Origin of the sequence: Actinomyces timonensis (assembly GCF_040702965.1) — a bacterium.
In the GTDB taxonomy this organism is placed as follows: Bacteria; Actinomycetota; Actinomycetes; order Actinomycetales; family Actinomycetaceae; genus Actinomyces; species Actinomyces timonensis_A.
In genome coordinates, this window is the sequence record NZ_CP159989.1 from 1,887,776 (window position 1) to 1,909,220 (window position 21,445).

The 21,445-nt window shown below is 71.8% G+C and carries 14 protein-coding genes; 3 read left to right on the forward strand and 11 right to left on the reverse strand.

The genetic code is table 11. From position 1 onward, the window contains the following. Positions 1 to 99: 99 nt before the first annotated feature. The 11 genes from ABXS69_RS08220 to ileS all read right to left on the reverse strand — a co-directional run bounded on the left by ABXS69_RS08220 (position 100) and on the right by ileS (position 17,161). On the reverse strand, positions 100 to 2,031 hold the full coding sequence (locus tag ABXS69_RS08220; RefSeq protein WP_366180202.1) for a folylpolyglutamate synthase/dihydrofolate synthase family protein: 1,932 nt from the start codon (positions 2,029 to 2,031) through the stop codon (positions 100 to 102). Between the two features lie 82 nt (positions 2,032 to 2,113). Continuing rightward, positions 2,114 to 3,436, reverse strand: a complete 1,323-nt coding sequence (locus tag ABXS69_RS08225) for a UDP-glucose/GDP-mannose dehydrogenase family protein (RefSeq protein WP_366180203.1) — start codon at positions 3,434 to 3,436, stop codon at positions 2,114 to 2,116. 188 nt (positions 3,437 to 3,624) lie between these two features. Beyond that, positions 3,625 to 5,094: a sugar transferase gene (locus ABXS69_RS08230; RefSeq protein WP_366180204.1), complete on the reverse strand. Its 1,470-nt coding sequence runs from the start codon at positions 5,092 to 5,094 to the stop codon at positions 3,625 to 3,627. Continuing rightward, positions 5,091 to 6,554, reverse strand: a complete 1,464-nt coding sequence (locus tag ABXS69_RS08235) for a polysaccharide biosynthesis tyrosine autokinase (RefSeq protein ID WP_366180205.1) — start codon at positions 6,552 to 6,554, stop codon at positions 5,091 to 5,093. Before ABXS69_RS08235 ends, ABXS69_RS08230 begins: the two co-directional genes overlap by 4 nt. A 197-nt stretch (positions 6,555 to 6,751) precedes the next feature. Further along, positions 6,752 to 8,230 carry an oligosaccharide flippase family protein gene (locus tag ABXS69_RS08240; RefSeq protein ID WP_366180206.1) on the reverse strand — a complete coding sequence of 493 codons (1,479 nt, stop codon included), beginning with the start codon at positions 8,228 to 8,230 and terminating at the stop codon, positions 6,752 to 6,754. Continuing rightward, a complete protein-coding gene (locus tag ABXS69_RS08245) occupies positions 8,227 to 8,826 on the reverse strand; it encodes an acyltransferase (protein WP_366180207.1) in 600 nt (199 codons plus the stop codon). The genes ABXS69_RS08240 and ABXS69_RS08245 overlap by 4 nt, the downstream gene beginning before the upstream one ends. Then, positions 8,823 to 10,160: an O-antigen ligase family protein gene (locus tag ABXS69_RS08250; protein ID WP_366180208.1), complete on the reverse strand. Its 1,338-nt coding sequence runs from the start codon at positions 10,158 to 10,160 to the stop codon at positions 8,823 to 8,825. Before ABXS69_RS08250 ends, ABXS69_RS08245 begins: the two co-directional genes overlap by 4 nt. Then, positions 10,144 to 11,295: a glycosyltransferase gene (locus ABXS69_RS08255; protein WP_366180209.1), complete on the reverse strand. Its 1,152-nt coding sequence runs from the start codon at positions 11,293 to 11,295 to the stop codon at positions 10,144 to 10,146. Before ABXS69_RS08255 ends, ABXS69_RS08250 begins: the two co-directional genes overlap by 17 nt. A gap of 57 nt (positions 11,296 to 11,352) precedes the next feature. Beyond that, positions 11,353 to 12,531, reverse strand: coding sequence for a glycosyltransferase family 4 protein (locus tag ABXS69_RS08260; protein ID WP_366180210.1), 1,179 nt, complete (start codon positions 12,529 to 12,531; stop codon positions 11,353 to 11,355). Next, positions 12,531 to 13,274 (reverse strand): glycosyltransferase family 2 protein, encoded by a 744-nt coding sequence (locus tag ABXS69_RS08265; RefSeq protein WP_366180211.1) that lies wholly within the window; start codon positions 13,272 to 13,274, stop codon positions 12,531 to 12,533. The genes ABXS69_RS08260 and ABXS69_RS08265 overlap by 1 nt, the downstream gene beginning before the upstream one ends. A 518-nt stretch (positions 13,275 to 13,792) precedes the next feature. After that, a complete protein-coding gene (gene ileS / locus ABXS69_RS08270; RefSeq protein WP_366180212.1) occupies positions 13,793 to 17,161 on the reverse strand; it encodes an isoleucine--tRNA ligase in 3,369 nt (1,122 codons plus the stop codon). Between the two features lie 784 nt (positions 17,162 to 17,945). Between ileS and ABXS69_RS08275 the strand changes: the two genes are divergently transcribed. From ABXS69_RS08275 to cysD, 3 genes are read left to right on the forward strand one after another with little or no spacing between them, the layout of a single operon-like run. Beyond that, positions 17,946 to 19,664: a nitrite/sulfite reductase gene (locus ABXS69_RS08275; RefSeq protein ID WP_366180213.1), complete on the forward strand. Its 1,719-nt coding sequence runs from the start codon at positions 17,946 to 17,948 to the stop codon at positions 19,662 to 19,664. Beyond that, positions 19,661 to 20,473 carry a phosphoadenylyl-sulfate reductase gene (locus tag ABXS69_RS08280; protein WP_366180214.1) on the forward strand — a complete coding sequence of 271 codons (813 nt, stop codon included), beginning with the start codon at positions 19,661 to 19,663 and terminating at the stop codon, positions 20,471 to 20,473. The genes ABXS69_RS08275 and ABXS69_RS08280 overlap by 4 nt, the downstream gene beginning before the upstream one ends. After that, positions 20,470 to 21,417 (forward strand): sulfate adenylyltransferase subunit CysD, encoded by a 948-nt coding sequence (gene cysD, locus ABXS69_RS08285; RefSeq protein ID WP_366180215.1) that lies wholly within the window; start codon positions 20,470 to 20,472, stop codon positions 21,415 to 21,417. Before ABXS69_RS08280 ends, cysD begins: the two co-directional genes overlap by 4 nt. Positions 21,418 to 21,445: the final 28 nt, after the last annotated feature.

Consider the following 21,445-nt stretch of genomic DNA (forward strand, 5'->3'; position numbering starts at 1 on the left):
GGTGGTCGGGCGCCTCCCGGCGGGATCATGGGCGGGACCGGTGATCGGGCCCCATCGCCACGGCCGCCGCGGTGGGGCGACGATACCGCGTCAGCGGGGTCAGGGGCGGCGGAACAGCGCCCGCGCCTCGGCGGCCAGGACGACCGAGCCCACGATCAGCACGCCTGAGGCGGTCATCGGCCCGTCCTCGCCCTCGGAGAGCGCGACGGCGCGGTCGACCCCGTCGGCGAGGGCCTGCGCCACCTGGACGCGGTCCTCCCCGAAGACCTCCCTGGCGACAGCGCCCAGGTCCTCCGCGTCCATGGCGCGGGGAGAGTCGATGGGCACGCAGACGACGGCGTCGCAGGCGGGCTCAAGGATCGACAGGATGCCCTCGACGTCCTTGTCCGCCATGGCGCCGATGACGGCGATGAGGTGCCTGAAGCCGAAGGCCTCCTCGATGGCCGGCATGAGGGCGGCCACGCCGTGCGGGTTGTGCCCGGCATCGACGATGACGGTCGGGGACGAGCGCAGGACCTCCAGGCGCCCCGGAGAAGTCGTCGAGGCGAAGCCCTCCTCCACGAGGGCCGGCGGAAGGGCGCGCCCCCCGAAGAAGGCCTCCGCCGCCGCGAGCGCCAGCAGCGCGTTACGCGCCTGGTACTCGCCGTGGAGGGGCACGAAGACGTCCTCGTAGACGGCGGCGGCCGTGGCCAGCGTGACGAGCTGGCCGCCCACGGCCAGCTCGCGCGAGCGCACGCTCAGCTCCCCGGCGCCCGGCTCGCCGGGGTCCTCATCGGGGTCGAGCTCCCTGCGCCACACGACGCGGTGCTCGGCCGCCGCCGCGGCGATGACCTCCTGCGCCTCGGGCGCCTGGACCGATGTGATGAGGGTGGCACCGTCCTTGATGATGCCCGCCTTGTTCTGGGCGACCTCGCGGATCGTGCTGCCGAGCCAGGAGGCATGGTCCAGGCCGATGGGCGTGATGACCTCGACGTCGGATTCCACGACGTTCGTGCAGTCCCAGGTGCCGCCCATGCCGACCTCGATGATGGCGGCGTCCACGGGGTGATCGGCGAAAGCCGCCAGCGCCATGACCGTGAGGACCTCGAAGAAGCTCATCCTCGGGCCGCCGTCGGCCTGGGAGCGCTCGTCGACCATCGCGATGTAAGGGGCGATGTCCTCCCATGCGGCGATGAATCCCTCCTCGCTGATGGGCTCGCCGTCCAGGCTGATGCGCTCGCGGATCGTGGCCAGGTGCGGGCTGGTGAATCGGCCGGTGCGCAGGCCCGCGGCGGCCAGCAGCCGCTCGACCATGCGGGCGGTCGAGGTCTTGCCGTTGGTGCCGGTGATGTGGACGACCCTGTAGGCGCGCTCGGGGTGGCCCAGGATGTCCATCACCGCCTCGATGCGCTCAAGGGAGGGCTGGACGCGGTGCTCGGGGGCGCGGGAGAGGATCTCGGCCTCGACCTGCCGCATGCGCTCGCTCACCTCGACGCCGCGGGCCGCCGCCAGCAGGGCCTCGCGGTGGGCGTCGTGCTCACCGGGATCGCCCCCGCGCGCCGGATCGTCCTGACCGCCGTCGGGATCGCTCCCGGTGTCGGGCAGCACGGGCTCCCAGGACTCCCAGTCATCGGAGTCGTCGGCGTCGACCTCGGCCAGGAGCGCGTCGAGCTCATCGGGGTCGCCCGAGGCCAGCATGTTGTGGGCGACGAGCTCGCGCAGGGCCGCCAGGTCCTCGGCCTCGGCCTCCGATCGCGCCTCGGCCCGCGCCCTGCGGGCCTGGCGGGCCTCGGCGAGGCTGAGGCTGGCGACCGCGGAGTCCGGCGCTCCGGCCGCGGGGGCGTCGGCGGCCTCGAGGTAGGGCAGGAGCGCCGGGTCGATCCCCTCTCCCCCGTCCCCGGCACCACCGCCGAAGACGGCGTCAACGGCCTCCTCGGCGGTGGCATGGGCGGGGATGCCGAAAGCCGCGCCCGGGTGGGAGGGTGCCCCGCCCCCGCTGCCGGGGCTGCCCCCAGCGCTCGGAGCGGAGCCGGGTCCCTGGTGGTGGGTCATCACTCGTCCTCCTCATCGCCCGCGTCCCGCGCCATGCCCGCGCTGGCCCGCGAGAGGCAACTGTACTGGCCCCGGGGCGGCCTCAGCGCCGCCCCATCCCCGTGTAGGAGAAGCCCGCCTCCTTCCAGGCCGCCGCGTCAAGGGAGTTGCGGCCATCGATGATGTTGGGGCGGCGCATGAGGGAGGCCGCGCGCGCGGGGTCGATGGACGTGAACTGGCGCCACTCGGTGGCCAGCACGGCCAGATCGGCGCCGCGCAGCGCCTCATCGGCGGTGGCGCACACCTCCAGCCCCTCGCGGTCCTGCTCGGCGAGGATGGCGCCGGCCTGAGGATCGGTGATCGCCACGCGCGCTCCGAGGGCGGCGAGCTGGCCCGCGATCTCGAGGGCGGGAGAGTCGCGCATGTCGTCACTGTCGGGTTTGAAGGCGGCGCCCAGGATCGCCACGCGGGCACCGGTCAGGCCGTCACCGAGCATCTGACGGGCCTTGTCGAGCACGAGGGCGCGGGCCCGCAGATTCACCCGGTCCGCCTCGGCGAGGATCTCGAGGGCCTCGCCCGCGCCCAGCTCGGCCGCGCGGGCCCGGAAGGCCCGGATGTCCTTGGGCAGGCATCCCCCGCCGAAGCCGATGCCGGCACGAAGGAAGCGGTGGCCGATGCGCGCGTCCAGGCCGATGGCCTCGGCCAGGGCGGTGACGTCGCCCCCGGCGGCGTCGCAGATCTGGGCGACGGCGTTGATGAAGGAGATCTTGATGGCGAGGAAGGAGTTGGCGCTGACCTTGACCAGCTCCGCCGTCGCGTAGTCCATGACCAGGCGCTTGACGCCGGTGGCGAGGATGGGGCCGTAGACCTCATCGAGCACGGCGGCGGCCGCCTCGGCCCGTGAGGGGTCGGCCGGCAGGCCGTAGACCATGCGATCGGGCTCGAGGGTGTCCTTGACCGCGAAGCCCTCGCGCAGGAACTCGGGATTCCACACCAGGGTGGCGCCCGCGGCCTCGAACCGCTCGGCCAGGCGCGCCGCCGTGCCCACCGGGACGGTCGACTTGCCGACGACGATCTCCTCGCCCCCGCAGAACCCGCCCAGGTGGGGCGCCAGGGCGTCGACGGCGCTGTCCACATAGGTCATATCGGCCGCGCCGGAGGGCGTCTGAGGCGTCCCAACACCGATGAAGTGGGCCTGACAGCCCTCGGCGGCGGAGACGTCGGTGGTGAAGCGGAGGCGGCCGGAGGCGACGTTGCGCGAGAGCACCTCCTCGAAGCCCGGCTCGAAGAACGGCGCGGTCCCGGCCGCGAGGGCGCTGATCCGGCTCTTATCGACGTCGATGCCTACGACGTCGTGCCCGATCTCGGCCATCGACGCCGCGTGAACGGCGCCGAGATAGCCGCATCCGATCATCGAGATGCGCATGTGTGCTCCTCTCCTCCCAGCCCTCATGGGGCCGGATCATCAGGATCATTCGGTGGTGCCCCCGCGCGCCTGGGAGAGCGCGCTGGTGGCGGTGAGGAATCGGGATGCGGGAAGGCTCCGCGATCGACGCGGGCGGTAAGCGGCCGGAACGGACGCGGGCAGCGCTCCGGCCCGGCTAGGCCGGGCGGTCAGGCCGAGCCGTCCAGGAGGAGGACCGCCTTGACGGTGCGCAGCAGGATCCACAGGTCCATCCCGGGGGTCCAGTTGTCCACGTAGAACAGGTCGAGGCGGATGGCCTCCTCCCAGGTGAGGGAGGAGCGGCCGCTGACCTGCCACAGCCCGGTGATACCCGGCTTGGCGAGCAGGCGCCGGGCGGCCTCCTCGTCGTAGAGCTCCACCTCCTTGGCCACCTGCGGGCGCGGGCCCACCAGGCTCATCGATCCGGCCAGGACGTTGAAGAGCTGAGGCAGCTCGTCGATGGAGGTGCGCCGCAGGAAGGCGCCCACGCGAGTGATGCGCGGGTCGTTGTCGACCTTGAACAGGGGGCTGCCCGTGCGGTTCTGCTCCCGCAGGAGCCCGGCGAGCTCGGCGTCGGCGTTGATCCGCATGGAGCGGAACTTCCAGATCTTGAAGGGCTTGCCGTTCAGGCCGATGCGGGTCTGGCGGAAGAGGATCGGGCCGCGGTCCTGCATCCAGATCAGGGGCGGGACGATGAGCCATACGGGCACCAGCAGGACGATGATCAGCAAGGACGCGAAGATGTCCGAGGAGCGCTTGAGCGGCGAGTGCGCCACGTCGACGCGGGGCTGCTGGATCTCGATGGCGGACAGCCCCCGGTCCGAGCGCATCCACAGCCGCGAGCTGGCGATCTGCAGGAGCGGGGGCAGCATGATGAGGCGCCCCTCGGCGCCGAGGGACTGGCTCAGCCTGCGGATCATGGCGGAGGTGAGCCCGGAGTCCTCCGCGACCACGACGGCGATCCCCTCGGAGCTCTCCACAGTCTCCTGCAGGCTGCCCACTTCCCCGATGACGGGCACAGGCAGGCCGGGGCGCCCGTCGAGGGCGGCCGCGTCGGAGACGAAGGCCCCCCGGATCTGCAGGCCGAGCCCCGGCTGCCGGGTGAGCTCGTCGATGGCCGAGGCCACGGCTCCGGCCGATCCGACGACGTAGGCGGGCTGCGCGAGGCTCCCCGCGGCGGCGAGGCGGATGAGGCGGCGCCGAGCCGCCCAGTGCCAGGCCAGGAGGGCCACGATCGAGATCGCCAGGGCGGACACGAGGTAGGCGGTGGGCAGCCGAACCCCCACCATGTACCCCAGGATCGAGAAGCCGGCGAACTCCAGGACGGTGGCCCACACCACGCGCTTGTACTCGGTGGCGCCGTGGCCCAGGACCCGGTCGCGGTACACGTCGGCCTTGGTCAGCAGCAGCCCCCAGGTCACGGCGACCGCCGTGATGAGCAGGGCCCGCATCACGAGGGCGGGCATGACGCCGCTGCCGACGTGCTCGCGGCCGGTGACGTGGCAGAGCCTCTCCACGCACGCGACGACGAGGAGGATGATCGCGATGTCCCCGGCGCGGAGGCCCCGGCGGAAGAAGGCCCTCCTCCTCCATGCCTCGGAGGCGGTCGGGAAGGCGCTGAGGGAGGCTGACTGGATCATGATTCTCCCGACCGGTCGCTGAGGAGCCCGGCGGGGGCGCCGTCGCGGGACGGGATCGCGGGCGCGGGGGCGCCAGCGCCGATCGCCCCGCGCGCGCCGTCGGCTCGGCCCGCCCCGCCGGGGATCAGGGTGTCCACCGGGCCCCCGTCGAGGAAGCCCCGCTTGTTGACGGCGTTGAGGACGACGCCGAGGATCCTGCCGCCGCCCTGCTCCAGGGCCTGGGCGGCCTGGCGCAGCTGGGCGCTGGTGGTGGTGCCGGTTGAGACCACGAGGAGGGCGCCGTCGGCCTGGGCCGCCAGAACCGCGGCGTCGGTGGCCTGCGAGCTCGGCGGTGAGTCGATGAGGACGATGGCCTCGGCGGACAGGCTCTCCAGGAGCTCGGTCATCCGGGACGAGCCCAGGAGCTCGGAGGGATTGCCGGGCAGGGCCCCGGCGGGGATGACCGACAGTCCCGGCATGGAGGTGCGCACGAGCGCGTCCTCGACGGCGACGGCGCCGGCGAGCACCTGGGCCAGGCCCGCCCGGCGGCCATCGATCCCCAGGACGGAGGCCAGGGACGGGGCCCGCAGGTCGCCCTCGACGAGGACGACGCGGTGGCCGGACAGGGCCAGGACCCGGGCGAGGCCCACCGCGATGGTGCTGCGGCCCTCGCCGCGCAGGGCCGACGAGATGACGGCGCTGCGGCCGGCGGTCGCCGTGGCGCGGATGAAGTTGGTGCGCAGCTTGCGCAGCTCCTCCTCGATGGCCGGGTCAGAGGCGTCCGCCCCGTTCCTGATGCGGTCGGAGTGGGGCAGGGAGCCCAGGACCGGCGAGTCGAGGACGGCCAGTGCCTCGCTGGCGCCGCGCACCCGCTTGTTGAGCACCTCGACGACGAGGACGCCCAGGTAGGCGGCGATGAGCCCCCCAAGGAGGCCGGCCCCCAGGAGCATGATGATCGACGGCGAGCGAGGAGCGGCGCGCAGCTCGGCGGAGGTCATGAGCTCAACCCCCACGGGGATGTCATCGCCGTTGAGCGCGGTGAACTCCCGGTGGGACTGCCGGACGGTCTCGTCGGCGATCCTGCGGGCCCGCTCGGGCGAGTCGGCGGTGGCCTCGACGACGACCGTGTCCGCGCCCGCGACGTGCTTGGCCTTGATGGACTCGGCGAGGTCGGTGGGCGTCGTGCCCGCCAGTCCGAGGGAGTCAATGACCCCCTGGGCCACGGTCTCGGAGGTGATGACGGGCAGGAGGGACTTGGCCTTGCGCTCGGCCAGCTGGGAGGCGACCAGCTGGTAGCTCGTCGGGTTGTCCTGGGCGGCGGCGATGGAGGCGTCCACCTTGACGTAGGCGATGGAGGCGGCGGTGTACGACCTGGGGCCGAGCAGCGCCGCGCCGGCCGCAAGGAGCGCGCCCACGACGATGCCGGCGCAGAGGATGCGCCAGCTGCGCTTGGCGAGCAGGAGGAGGTCTTCGAGCGTCATCAGCGGGCCACCTCCTCGCCGGGGCAGCCGGGTGCACCGGTCCAGGCCGGTGCCATGCCGTGGGGGGAGGCCACGCCGGGCCGTCCTGTTGCGTCACACATGTGGAGCCTTCCTGCTAGTTGATCTCTTCGGTCGTTCTCGGTCATATCGGTCACATCAGTCGTGTCGGTCGTTCTCGGTCATGTCGGCGCGGGCCCTCACTTCATCGCGTTGATCGCCCGCAGCGAGCCGATGAGGGATCTGCGGTTGAGGGCGAGGACCGCAGCGGTCACGGCGGTGAAGACGATCACCGCGGTCACGGGCGCGGGGGCGCCGGCCGAGACCAGCGCCCAGCGCGCCCCGGCGCCCGCGGCCGCCAAGGCCAGCGCGGTCAGGGCGTAGAGGCCCAGGTCGTCGGGGTCGAAGGCCGAGCGCAGGCTTCCCCCGATCTCCTTCAGGCTGAGCCGTAGGAGGGCCCAGGTCATCGCCGCGTTGACGACGACGGATGCCACGGCCGGCCCGACGAAGCCGATGAGGGCGTAGAGCACGGGGCACAGCACCGCGTTGGCGGCGACGGCCGCCAACGAGACGACCATGAGAGCGCGGGTCCTGCCTGCGGCGGACAGGATGAGCGAGAGGCTGGCGAAGCGCACCATGGCTGTGACCAGGTAGAGGCAGAAGACGGCCAGGCCGTCGAGGTAGCGGGCGCCGTAGAGCACCCGCATGACCTCGGGGGCCACCACGAGGCAGGCCACGGCGAAGGTCCCGGTGGTCAGGTAGCCCACGGCCAGGTAGTGCCGGAAGAGGTCGCGGATGCGCTCCTTCTGGTCGGCGCCGATGTAGCGGGTGACGATCGGGACGATGACGGTCAGGAAGGAGGCGGAGATGAGGTCGAGGGGCAGGACCATGGAGGCGTTGGAGTAGACGGCGTAGCGCTCGGTGGGCTCGTTCATGCCGATGACCAGCGCGCCGATCTGCCTCATGAGGGTGGCCGTGAGCACGTAGACGCCCATGGGCAGGGCGAGGCCCAGGATCTGGCGGACGCGGCGCCAGCTGGGCAGTGACGGCCACACGGGGTACTGCCAGCGCCGGAAGCTGTCCCAGAACCACAGCAGGGACGCCGCGTCGAGGGCGAGGAGCATCGCGAACAGGATCCCCAGGTCAGAGGTGATGGTGGCCGTGATGAGGACAGCGATGAGCTTCAGCGCCGCCAGCACGAGGTTGCGGATCGCGATGACCCGCGCCTGCCCGATCGAGACGATGAGGACCTGGAAGACGCTGGTCATATTCGTGAGCATGGGCCGCGCCATGAGCAGCACGATGAGCGGGGGGAGCAGGGGATTGCCGAAGTAGCCGCCGATGGCGCCCTGGGCGAGGAGCATCGCCAGGGCGGTCACCACGCCCACGACCGTCTGGATCATGACGATGGCGCGCACGTAGGCGCGCGAGAGGCGCCGCTTCCCGCCGCGGTTGAAGAAGTAGTTGACGGCGTCGGCCATCCCCAGGATGGTGGAGTCCGAGCAGATGGTCACCAGCAGGACGCCCTGGGCGTAGGTGCCGTAGTCGGTCAGGGACAGGCTGTGCGACAGGATCATCGTGTTGGCCATGGTCGAGCCCAGCGTCACGATCTTCACGCTGGCCAGCAGCAGGGAGTCGACGGCGCTGCCGGTGGGGCGGCGGGACAGGATCCTTCTCACCGCAGCCTCTTGACGACTCGGGCGGGGTTGCCCGCGACGATCGAGTAGGGCGGCACGTCCTTGGTGACGACGGCGTGCGCGGCCACCACCGATCCGCGCCCGATGGTCAGCCCCTTGAGCACCATCGTGTACTCCCCGATCCACACGTTGTCCTCGATGACCACGGGGGCGGCCTCGGCCTCGGTCCAGTCCCACAGGGGCCCGCCGTGCTCGCCCCGCGTCATGCGCAGGCGGGCCTCGGGGTCAGTGGGATGGCTGTTGTGGTCGAAGATGTGGGCGTGCGTGGAGATGATGACATCGGAGCCGATACGGATCGACTCGACGGCGCCGATGAGGGTGGACCCCGCCCCGCCGATCCAGCAGTGGGAGCCGATGGCGATGGATCCCGCGCCTCGCGTCATGAGGGTGGCGTCGAGGAAGACGTGGTCGCCGATGGTCACGGAGGGGGCGCGCGTGGAGCCCGCGGAGCAGCGGGCGAAGGATCCCAGGCGCAAGTCCTCTCCGGCGCGCAGGGCCCCGGCCGAGGAGGCGCGGCGGAACTGGGAGGCGGAGAGGGAGCGTCGCGCGCCATGGATCACTCGTGAGGGCAGGCTCATCGCACGACGCTCCTATCGATGGGCCCGGTCTCGGCGGCGCGGGGGCCGCCCGTCAGCTCGGCGACCCGGCTGGCGAGGAAGGGGATGAGGACGAACAGGGCCATGTTGTAGATGTAGATCTCGCTCACGGCCATCACCGACATCGCCGCGTAGACAGAGGTCAGGGCGGCACGGGCGCGCGGGTCGCAGCTCGAGCGGTCCATCCGGGCGCCGGCCACCCACAGCAGGGCGAGGAAGAGGCCCACGGCGATCAGCCCGCCGTCGTGCATGATCTGCAGGTACTGGTTGTGGGCCTGCCACAGTCCGCCGTCGGCGCCGGGGGAGAACCTGCCGAACTCGTGGTTGATGCCGTAGCCCAGCAGCGGCGAGTCCGCGAGGATCGGCAGGGCCGAATCCCAGATGTCCGTGCGCCCGGTCAGCGTGAGCGACTTGCCCAGGGCTCCCTCGATGAGGGAGGTGAACAGGAGGTGGATCCGGGCCACCACGACGAGCAGCGTGATGACGAGCCCGCCCACGGTGACGGCCCTCATGGACAGCAGGCCCCGCCCATGGGGCCTCAGGGCGACCACGACGTAGGTGATGGCCGCGATGGCGGTACCCACGAGGGCCGTGGCCACATGGAGGGAGGCGATCTGGAGCAGGCCGGAGCCCACGGCGATGACTGAGCGCCAGCCCCAGCGCCTGGGTGAGGTGGAGTCGTAGAGGAAGGCCAGCATCGTGGCCGGGAAGATCGTGTCGGTGACCCTGGTGCGGATGCCCAGGAGGTAGGAGGGCTGGGAGAACTGGGCGCCCGCGGCCGCGTCCTTGGAGATCCCCAGGAGGATCATCGCGGCGTTGACCATGAGGTAGAGGAGGAGGAGGTCGGTCAGGACCCTCAGGAGCCGCCTGCGCGAGTCCTCATCGGCGCCGACGTGCAGCTCGATGACCATGAGCACGCTCACCTGGGCGACGGAGGCGTAGCCCCAGTTGAGCAGGTCGCCATCGCCCAGCAGCGTGGGCGGCAGGTAGGCGAGGCGGTAGAGGATGAAGAGGGTGAGCGTGGCCGGCAGCGCCACCGAGCGGGCGAGGCAGGCCAGGACGAGCCCGACGAAGAGGACGGCGGTGAGGGCCTTGACCAGGGGGGCCAGGGACGGGCTCTCATCGACCAGGCTCGGCTTCATGAGGATCCCGCAGATCATCATCAGGCCGAGGTAGCGCAGGGGGTAGCAGCGCCGGGCGAAGCCGACGACGGCCTCCTTGAGGGCGTCGGCCGTGCCGGTCGAGGCGCCCCGCCCCCATCGGGGCCGCGGGCGCCGGGAACCGGCCCTGGTGATCATCTCAGCGGTAGAGGTCACAGTAGGCCTCCATCATGGCTCGTGCGGAGTGGTCCTCCGCGGTGGCGAGCGCCGCGCGGCTGAGTCGGCCGTAGCGCTCGGGGTCCTCCCAGATCCTGACCACGGCGGCGGCGATCTCCTGGGTGGCCTGGGGGCCGCGGGGGTTGACGAGGGCGCCGTTGGCGCCATCGGCGACGATGCTGGGCACTCCCCCGACCGCCGTGGCCACGACGGGCAGGCCCGCGGCCATGGCCTCGATGACGCTCATGGGCAGGCCCTCGTGCTCGGAGGCCAGCGCGAAGAGGTCGGCCTCGGCGTAGAAGGGGGCGGTGTCGCGCTGGGGGCCCGCGAAGCGGACGCGGTCGGCGATGCCGAGGGCCCTCGCGCGCTGGTCGAGATCGGCGGTGAGGGGACCTTCGCCGACGAGGGTGAGGCTGGCGTCGCGTCCGGCGCGGGCCAGGGCGGCGACGGCGTCGAGGAGAAGGGCGTGGTTCTTCACCGGCGCGAGCCGGGCCACGCACAGCAGGCGCGGAGCGCGCCGCCCAGCGCCCTCGCCCGCCGCCTCAAGATCGCGCTCGCAGGCGAAGGCGCCCACGTCCACGCCGTTGGGGACCACGGGGACGCCCTCGGGCGCGAGTCGGTACTCGCGGCAGATCGAGTCGCGGACCTCCTCGCTCAGCGCGACGGGCACGACGCCGTGCCTGAAGGCGTAGCGGTTGAAGCGCCGGAGGACGGGCGGGCGGGTCTCATGGGTGGCCACGGAGTGGACGGTGTGGATGAGGCGGGGGCGGGCCCCGCTCAGGCGCACGGCGGGCAGGACGTAGGCGAGGACCGGCTGGTGGGTGTGGATGGCGGTAGGCCGGAAGTCGTGGATGAGGCGCCGCAGCCCGGCGGTGACGCAGGGGTCCGGGCCCTTCCTCTTGCCCAGCGCCTCCACGCGCGCGCCCGCGTCGCGCAGGGCGTCGGCGATATCGGTGCCCCCCGAGCCCAGGCAGGCCACGAGCACGGGGCATCCGTCGCGCCGCAGCTCACGGGCGAGGTTGAGGACCATCATCTCCGCGCCTCCGGTGCCCAGCCCGTGGGTGACGAGCATTACTCGCATGGCGGGCTGCGATCGCGTTGCCGTCTGCGAGCCGTTGGGCTGCGTGGGTGTCATCTGCGCTTGTCCTCGTGATCCGTGGGTGGTTCGGGGGAAGTGGGGCGGGGCCGCGCCTCAGGGGCGGGCGGTGATGGCCTCGGCGATCCGATCGAAGACGGCGCCGGCGGTGTAGGCCTCGGCGCGCTCGTGTATGGCGCGGCGCATGGCCTCGACCTCCTGGCGGGGCAGGGCGAGGAAGGCCTCGATGGTCGAGCGGAGGTCCTCGGGACGCTCGAAGTCGTAGCCGAGTCCTGTCACGCCGTCGGTGAGCATCTCGGAGTAGTACGCCCAGCGGCTGGCGATGACGGGCAGGCCCGCGCCCATGGCGTCGACGATGGTTCCGGGGATTCCCTCCCCCCAGAACTCGGTGGGGAAGAGCAGGGCGGAGTAGTCCCGGATGGTCGCCACGCCCTGCTCGGGCTTGACGGCGCCCATGTACCGGGCGTGGGGGGCGCTCTCGATGAGGGCGCGGAACTCCTCCTCGTAGTCCTCGTCGACCGGCCCGTAGATGTCGAGCACGGCCTCGGGGCCGCCCGGGCGCGCGTCCTCGTTGAGGGAGGCCACAGCTCGCACGGCGTTCTCGACCCCCTTGCCCGGGACCACCCTGGCGAACATGCACAGGCGCGCGGGGCGGCCCTCGGGCGCGTCGAGGCGGGCCGCGCCAGTGTCGAGGTCCTTGAAGTTGGGCAGGTAGGCGGCGTTGCGCACGCCGAGCTCGGCCAGGCGGGCCACGAGGGCCCGGCTCTCCACCCAGTTGACCCGGAAGGCGTTGAGGTAGCGCACCAGGCGGCCTGAGGGATCGCGCTCGATGTCGTCGGCGAGGCGGCCTCCGATGAGGTTGTGGAAGACGCGCGTGCCGCGCGTCTTCGCGGCCAGAGCGAGCACGGGGAAGAAGAAGCGGCGGCCGTTGTCGGACAGGAGCACGACGACGTCGTCGCACACGGCCAGGCAGCGCACCGCGTCCTTGGCCACCCGCAGGGGGTGGTGGCGGTAGTCGAGGGTGTCGACGGCGCGGATGGCGTCGGCGCCGAATCGATGGGCGAGGTGGCGGTAGACCACCCGGGTCTTGACGGTCTGGCCGTCGACCATCGTCTCGCCGAGGTCGATCCTGCCCATGACGCCGATGCGGCGGCTCTCGCCGGCCGCGCCGACCCCGCCGGCCCGGCGGGCGGCTCGGCCCCGGAGCGCGCTGGTCCCCGTGACTGCGATGGCAGCGCCCGCGAGGGAGAGCAGCGCCGCCGTCCGTGTCCTCATCAGGAGCTCCTCCGGCGTCGGATCATCGCGTGGGACAGCTGCCAGGCCAGGCAGTAGGCGGCGTAGGGGCGGGGAAGGCGCTCGACGTCCCTGTAGAGGTGCCAGGTGCGCTTGACCGCCTTGATCTTGTTGGAGGACAGGGATCCCGCCGTCTTCCTGTACTTGGCGAGGCACTCGTCCAGGCCGTGGAAGCGGTGGCCGCTCTTCATCACCCGCAGCCAGGTGGCGGCGTCCTGCCCGCGGCGCAGGTCGGGCATGACCAGGAGGGACCGATCAACGATGGTGGTGTCGAACACCACGGAGAGCGTGCAGGTCATCGTGTTCTTGAGGAACTTCTCGTAGGTGAAGGACCGGGGCGCGTGGACGTAGTTCCGGTGCTCGCCGTCCTCCTCGATGGTCTCGTAGGAGGTGATGCACGCCCCGGCCCCGGTCCTCCCCATGAAGGCGATCTGCCGTTCCAGCTTGGCGGGCGCCCATAGGTCGTCGGAGTCGACGTAGGCGATGTAGCGCCCCCGGGCCGTCTCGAGGCCGCGGTTCCTCGCCCGGGCGACCCCCTGGTTCTCCTCCTGCACCAGGACGGTGATCCGCGGGTCCCGCTCCGCCAGGCCGGTGAGGATGGCGACGGTGGAGTCCGTCGAGGCGTCGTCGACGGCGATAACCTCCAGGTCCGCCACGGTCTGGGCCAGGACGCTGCGGATCGTCTCCGCGACGTGGTCCTCGGAGTTGAACGAGGGGACGATCACGGATACCAGCGGCGCTCCCCCGCTCGATGGTTCCGCCGAGCGGACTTCCGGGTGGGCACCCGGCCTCGCCGCGCGCGGCGCTACGCCGGTAGGGGTGGGGACGCCGGTGGAGTTCTCCTGGGCCATCGATTTCCTTTGAGTATGAGGACGGGATCTCGGCCGACTCAGCTCAGCAGGGCTGGAGAGGGCTCGCGAATCAGCCGCGCGGAGCGCGGGGAATCGGCCAGGACGAACGCCGTCTCACTGGGGCATGTCGAGTCGAGCGCTCCAATCACGAAATGATCACAAGCGAATTGAACACACATGTCAGGCTAGCGATACCCCCCAAAGGTGTCAATGGAATATCGACCTTCGATGGAGCCCCAAGAGGTGGACCACTCCATTAATTCGTCCGACATCAGACTATTACCATGCGCATTCCCAGAGTTTTCCCAGAATTCATCGCGCGCTCCGGTGCGCGCTGAATACGGCGGGGGCGAGGCCCGGCTCCGGGGAGCGGGCCGCCCTCTCAGTTAGCGCTAGCCCTCGCTCCGGACGACGGCAGCGCTGGGCCGCCCCGCCGAGGCGCTGGTGACCACCGAGGCGTCCACGCAGCCGGTCTCGGCCTTGATGAGGGCGAGGTGCGCCCCCGTCCAGACGCCCCGGTCCTCGGGGACCGTGAGGGTCAGGCGGATCCTGTCGCCCACGTGGAGACCGGCGGCCTTGCGCTCGTCCTGGACGAGGCGGATGAGGTCGCGCGCCCAGCCCTCGGCCTCGAGTTCCTCGTCAAGAGCGGTGTCCAGGACCACGAAGGCGCCGGAGGCCAGGACGGTGGCGCTCAAGGCGTCGTCGTCGACCTCGATGCGCTGGGTGAGGGTGAAGGAGCCCTCCTCCGCCTCCAGGACCACGGGCGCGCCGTCGATCGTCACGCCGTCGAAGCGCGCGTCGCCGTCCTCGGTGAGGGCCCACTCCCCCGCCTTGACCGCGGCGAAGAGCGCGGAGGTGAGCCTGCGGATCTCGGGGGCGAAGGCTCTCGGGTTGAGGGAGAGCTCCTCGCGCAGCTCGTAGCCGGCGTTGGCGGCGTCGAGGACGCGGACCGCCTTGACGTTGATCTCCTCGGCGATGAGATCGGCGAAGGGGGCCAGTCCCTCGGGCTGCGCGGTGGCGATGAGCAGGGAGCGCAGCGGCTGGCGCACGCGCAGCTTCGCGGCCTTGCGCAGGCCGAGGGCCGCGGAGACGGCGTCGCGGGCCTCGTCCATGGCGGTCACGAGGGCCGGGTCGGCGACGCGGGCGGGCAGGACGGGCCAGTCGGTCAGGTGCACGGAGCGCCCGCCCGTCAGCCCCCGCCAGATCTCCTCGCTCACCAGCGGGGCGAGCGGCGCCATGGCCTCCGTCAGGACGCGCAGCACGGTGGCCAGGGTGTCGAAGGCGGGCCGGGCGACGGCGGGGTCGTCGTCGGTGAACCGCGAGCGCGAGGCGCGCAGGTACCAGTTGGTGAGCACGTCGAGGAAGTCGCGGATGGTCACCGTGGCGCCGGTGATCTCGTAGGCGCTCATCTGGGCTCCCACGGTGTCGGCCAGGTCGCGCGCCCGGGCCAGGATGTAGCGGTCCATGACGTGCAGGGAGCCCTTGCGCCCGAACAGGGCGGCGTCGGACAGGTCCACGCCGGGGCTGACGTACCCCTCGCCGTCGTTCATCTGCCCGGCGTACAGGGCGAAGAAGTGCCAGGCGTTCCACAGGGGCAGGAGGACCTGGCGCACGGTGTCGCGGATGGCCTTGTCGGTTACCGCGAGGTTGCCCCCTCGCACGACGGGGCTGGACAGCAGGAACCAGCGCATGGCGTCGGCGCCGTCGCGGTCGAAGACCATGGAGACGTCGGGGTAGTTGCGCAGGGACTTGCTCATCTTCGCGCCGTCGTCGCCCAGGAGGATGCCGTGGGAGACGCAGGAGGTGAAGGCGGGGCGGTCGAACAGGGCGGTGGCCAGCACGTGGAGGGTGTAGAACCAGCCGCGGGTCTGCCCGATGTACTCCACGATGAAGTCGCCGGGGTTGTGCGACTCGAACCAGTCGACGTTCTCGAAGGGGTAGTGGACCTGGGCGAAGGGCATGGAGCCGGACTCGAACCAGCAGTCCAGGACGTCGGGGATGCGGCGCATCATCGACTTTCCCGTGGGGTCGTCCGGGTTGGGGCGCGTCAGGGCGTCGATGAAGGGGCGGTGCAGATCGGTGACCTCGACGCCGAAGTCGGCCTCCAGCTCGGCGAAGGAGCCGTAGACATCGGTGCGCGGGTAGGCGGGGTCGTCCGAGACCCATACGGGGATCGGGGCCCCCCAGTAGCGGTTGCGCGAGATCGACCAGTCGCGGGCCCCGGCGAGCCAGTTGCCGAAGATGCCGTCCTTGATATGGGCGGGAGTCCAGGTGATCTCCTGATTGAGCTCCACCATGCGGTCCCTGATGGCGGTGACCCGCACGAACCAGGAGGAGACCGCCTTGTAGATGAGCGGCTTGCGGCAGCGCCAGCAGTGCGGGTAGCTGTGCACGTAGGAGGCCTGGCGCACGAGGACGGGCCGGGCGGACTCGTCCCGGCGCCCCAGCGGCCCGGAGCCGTCGCGCAGGTCGACGGTGATCGGCTTGTTGGCGTCGAAGACCTGCAGCCCGGCGTAGTCGGGGACCTCGGAGGTGAACACGCCGCCGTCGTCGACGGGGATGACGGCGCCGATCCCGGCCTCCTGGCACACGAGCATGTCGTCCTCACCGAAGGCCGGGGCGATGTGGACCAGTCCGGTGCCGTCCTCGGTGGTGACGTAGTCGCCGGCGATGATCGTCCAGCCGTTCGGGCCCGGGGCGGCGCCCTCAGCGCGGTGGGCCTCGTCATCGAAGTAGTCGAAGATCGGGTGGTAGCGGCGCCCCACCAGCTCGGAGCCCTTCAGGCGAGCCAGGACGGCGGGCTCGGAGCCCTCGGCGGCCAGCTCCTTGGCGTAGGAGCCCACGAGCGCCTCGGCCAGGATGACGCGGCGGCCGGCCAGGGGGGAGTCGAGTCCGGAGGGCACCTCGATGACGGCGTAGTCGACGTCCGGCCCCGCGGCGACGGCGAGGTTGGACGGCAGGGTCCAGGGGGTCGTCGTCCAGATGAGGACGAGCTCGGGGGCGCCGTCGAGGATCGCCTCGGTCAGCGGCATGCCCACGGTGACCGTGTTGTCCTGGCGGTCCTGGTAGACGTCGTCGTCCATGCGCAGCTCGTGGTTGCTCAGGGGCGTGCGGTCGTGCCAGCAGTAGGGCAGCACGCGGTATCCCTGGTAGGCCAGGCCCTTGTCGTAGAGGGTCTTGAAGGCCCAGATGACCGACTCCATATAGTCGGGGTTGAGGGTCTTGTAGTCGTTGTCGAAGTCGACCCATCGCGCCTGGCGGGTGACGTAGTCCTCCCACTCCTTGGTGTAGCGCAGCACGGAGGTGCGGCACTCGGCGTTGAAGGCCTCGATGCCGAGGCCGCCGGGGCGCGTGATCTCGGAGATGTCGTCGATGCCGAGCAGGCGCTGGGCCTCGAGCTCGGCGGGCAGGCCGTGGGTGTCCCAGCCGAAGCGGCGCTCGACGCGGCGGCCCTTCTGGGTCTGGAAGCGGCCGACGGCGTCCTTGACGTACCCGGTCAGCAGGTGCCCGTAGTGGGGAAGGCCGTTGGCGAAGGGCGGGCCGTCGTAGAAGACGAACTCGTTGGAGTCCCCGCCCGCGTCGTGGGCGGGGCGGGCCTCGACGGAGGCGACGAAGGTGTCATCCGCCTTCCAGTAGGCCAGGATCTCCTGCTCCAGGGCGGGGAAGGACGGGGAGGGGTCGACCCGCTCGCCGTCGCGGTGCAGGGGGTAGAAGGCGGCGCCGGTGTGGGCGGCGGCGCTCCGCTGGGTCTGCTCAGCCATGTGCCTCGCGTCTTTCGCTCGTGAACATCCAGGTGGACGGGAATCACGAGGACGACGCCGACGCCCTCCGCCCGGGGCTCCCGGGTCGGCGGGGCCGCACCGCGGTACCACCTCGCTTGCCGCTCCGCGCCCGGCCCAGGGCTGCGCGCGGTGCGACCGCTTCATCATCAGCTGTGACGGGCTGTCCCGTCCGGGTCTACTGGGCGGACGGGCCCGTGGGGCCCGGCGCTGTTCTGCCGGAGGCTCGCCGGTGATGCCCGATCGCCGCGCGGGCGAATCGGCCGGGTCGCTGCCTGTTAGCGCAGGAGTGTAGCCAGCGGCGCTGGGAGCAGCCAGCCGGGAGGGCGCGCGGGCGGCGTCGTCCTCGACACATCCCCGCCCCGGCCCTCCGGCGGCGCGCGGGGGCGCGCCGCCCGCTCCGCGTCGTCGCTCCCCTGCCGGGACGCCGGTCTCACCATGCAAGCGCCCACTGGCATCAGCGCGGGCCGGCCCCTATAGTCCGGCCCATGACCACAGCACGCCGCGTCACGACCCGCTGGGCACGCCCCGCGTTGACGCCGCACGGGCACGGCTGGGTCATGTGTTGTCGGGCTTGACGAGCGCCTGACCGCAGCGGTTGACACCGCGATCATCAGATTGATCATCGGATTCCGGCGCGATGAGGCGTCCGGAGCCGAGCACGACTCTCCCCCAGCGGCGAACCGCCCGCACGGGAGCGGCACCGCGGGAAGCTTCTTGATCCGACTCCCCTCCAGACGCCCAGCGCCGCCCACCTGGAGGAGACATGAGCACCACGACGAGCAGCGCGGCGGGCCCCGCGAGGGGCCGTGACCTGCGGCCCCCGCGCTCGGGGCGGTCCAACGGCCAGTGGCTGGTGGACGGCCGCGCGCCCCTGAACCCCAATGAGGCCTTCAAGCAGGACGGGGACCCGCTCGGCGCGCGCCAGCGCATCATCGACACCTACGCCTCCGCCGGCTACGACGCGATCCCCGACGACGACCTCCACAACCGCTTCCGCTGGTGGGCGCTCTACACGCAGCGCAAGCAGGGGATCGACGGCGGCCGGACCTCCCAGCTGAGCGCCTCCGAGCTCTCCGACCGCTACTTCATGCAGCGCATCCGCATGGATGGCACGTCGCTGTCGGTCGAGCAGATGCGCGTCATCGGAGGGATCTCGAACGAGTTCGCCCGCGGCACTCTCGACATCACCGACAGGCAGAACCTCCAGCTCCGCTGGATCCGGATCGAGGACGTCCCCGAGATGTGGCGCCGCCTGGAGGAGGTGGGGCTGACCACTATCGAGGCCTGCGGGGACACGCCCCGCGGCTTCCTCGTCTCCCCTGTGGCCGGGATCGACCCCGAGGAGATCATCGACCCCACCGAGGCGGCGCGCCACCTGCACGACACCTACCTGGGCAATCCCGAGATCGCGAACCTGCCACGCAAGTTCAAGACCGCGTTCACCGGCTCACCGACCCTGGACGTTCTCCACGAGATCAACGACATCTCCTTCGTCGGCGTCGAGCACCCCGAGCTCGGCCCCGGGTACGACCTGTGGATCGCGGGGGCCCTGTCCACCGCACCCTTCCTCGGCAAGCGCCTGGGTGCTTTCGTCCGGCCCGACCAGGTGCCCGAGGTGTGGTGGGGGGTCATCCGCGTCTTCCGCGACTACGGCTACCGGCGCCTGCGCAACAAGGCGCGGCTGAAGTTCCTCATGGCGGAATGGGGGCCGCAGAGGTTCCGGGAGGTCCTGGAGAAGGACTACCTCGGCTACGCCCTGGCCGATGGCCCGGCCCCGGGACCGCCGCGCGGCTCCCGGGACCACCTCGGGGCGCACCGCCAGGCCGATGGGCGCTACTGGATCGGCGGCAAGCCCCCGGTGGGCCGCCTGTCCGGGGACGTCATGCTGGGCCTGGCCGACCTCGCCGAGCGCGTGGGCTCCAACCGCGCGCGCACCACCCCCCTGCAGAACATCCTCCTGCTCGACATCCCCGCCGGGAGGCTCGAGGAGGCGCGCCAGGGCCTGGCGGCGCTCGGCATCGACCCCGATCCCGGCCCCTTCACCCGCGGGATGCTGGCTTGCACGGGCATCGAGTTCTGCAAATTCGCGATCGTGGAGACCAAGGCCCTCGCCGCGCGCGTGTCAGCCGAGCTCGATGAGCGCCTGGCCGACGCCGACCTCGAGCGCCCCCTGACCGTGCACATCAACGGCTGCCCGAACTCCTGCGCGCGGATCCAGACGGCGGATATCGGCCTCAAGGGCCAGATCATCACCGTCGACGGCGAGAGGGCACCGGGCTTCCAGGTCCACCTGGGCGGGGGGCTGGCCGCCCCCGGCCATGAGGAGGCCGAGCTGGGGCGCACCGTGCGCAGTCTCAAGGTCGCCGCTGATGGCCTGCCCGACTACATCGAGAGGGTCGTGCGGGCCTACCTGGCCGACCGCTATCCCGAGGAGAGCTTCGCCCAATGGGCGCAGCGCGCGGATGAGGAGAGACTCGCATGACCACCGCACCGACCAGCACGACCAGCGCGGGCAGCGCCGCCGGGGCCCCCGTGGGCCGCTTCGGCCGCCTGACCGCCCGGGGCGCCAACGCCGCCCGCTCGCCCCGCGCCCCCAGGCGCGGCGAGGACGAGCTGCGCGCCCTGGCCGCCGCGGGCGCCGCCGAGCTGGGCGACGACGCCCCCGCCGAGGAGGTCGTCGCCTGGGCCGCGAGGGCGTTCCCCGGCAGCCTCGCCGTCGCCTGCTCCATGGCCGACGCCGTGCTGCCGCATGTCGTCGCCGCGCTGATCCCCGGCGTCGACGTGCTCTTCCTCGAGACGGGCTACCACTTCGCCGAGACGGAGGGGACCCGCGACGCGGTGGCCGAGACCATGGACGTCACCGTCGTCGATGTCCTGCCCGAGCTGACGATCGCCGAGCAGGACGAGCGCTACGGGGAGGCCCTCCACTCCCGGGATCCCTCGCGCTGCTGCGCCCTGCGCAAGGTGGCGCCGCTGGCCAGGGCCCTGTCCGGCTACGAGGCCTGGGCCACCGGCGTGCGCCGCGAGGACGCCATCACCCGCGTCTCCACCCCGCTCGTGGGCTTCGACGAGACGCACCGGATCGTCAAGATCAATCCGCTGGCCGCCTGGAGCCTCGATGAGCTGCTCGCCTACGCCTCCGAGCACGGCGTCATCGTCAACCCGCTGCTGGCCGACGGCTACCCCTCGATCGGCTGCGAGCCCTGCACGGCTCGCGTCGCCCCCGGACAAGACCCACGTTCCGGCCGCTGGGCCGGATTCGCCAAGACCGAATGCGGGATCCACCTATGAGCACCACCCCGACCACCCACGCGACCGCCCCCTCGACCACCGCTGCCCGCCCCGCGCTCGACGAGCTCGACGCGCTGGAGGCCGAGGCGATCCTCATCATCCGCGAGACGGCCGCCGAGTGCGCCCGCCCCGTCCTGCTGTTCAGCGGCGGCAAGGACTCGGTCGTCATGCTCCACCTGGCCCGCAAGGCCTTCTGGCCGGCGCCCGCGCCCTTCCCGCTGCTCCACGTCGACACCGGGCACAACTTCCCCGAGGTCCTGTCCTACCGCGACGCCACCGCGAGGACCGCCGGCATGCGGCTCATCGTCGCCTCCGTCCAGGACTACATCGACGACGGCCGCCTGCGGGAGCGCCCCGACGGCACCCGAAACCCGCTGCAGACCCGCCCGCTGCTCGACGCGATCGCTGAGGGCGGCTTCGACGGCGTCTTCGGCGGGGGCCGTCGCGATGAGGAGAAGGCGCGGGCCAAGGAGCGGGTGTTCTCCCTGCGCGACGAGTTCGGCCAGTGGGATCCGCGCAACCAGCGCCCAGAGCTGTGGACGCTGTTCAACCCCAGGCACGCCCCCGGCGAGCACGTGCGGGTCTTCCCGCTGTCCAACTGGACCGAGCTGGACGTGTGGCGCTACATCGAGCGGGAGGGCATCGCCCTGCCGAGCCTTTACTACGCCCACGAGCGCGAGGTGTTCCACCGCGATGGCATGTGGCTCGCCGTCACCCCGGTGACCCAGCCCCGCCAGGGCGAGCGGGTCGAGGTCCGCACGGTGCGCTACCGCACCGTCGGGGACATGTCCTGCACCGGCGCCGTGGAGTCAGGAGCCGCCACCAACCACGAGATCGCCGTCGAGGTGGCCGCCTCCACCCTCACCGAGCGCGGTGCGACGCGCGCCGACGACCGCCTGACGGAGGCGGCGATGGAGGACCGCAAGAAGGAGGGCTACTTCTGAGCCGCCACCACCCCTCCCACCACCCCAC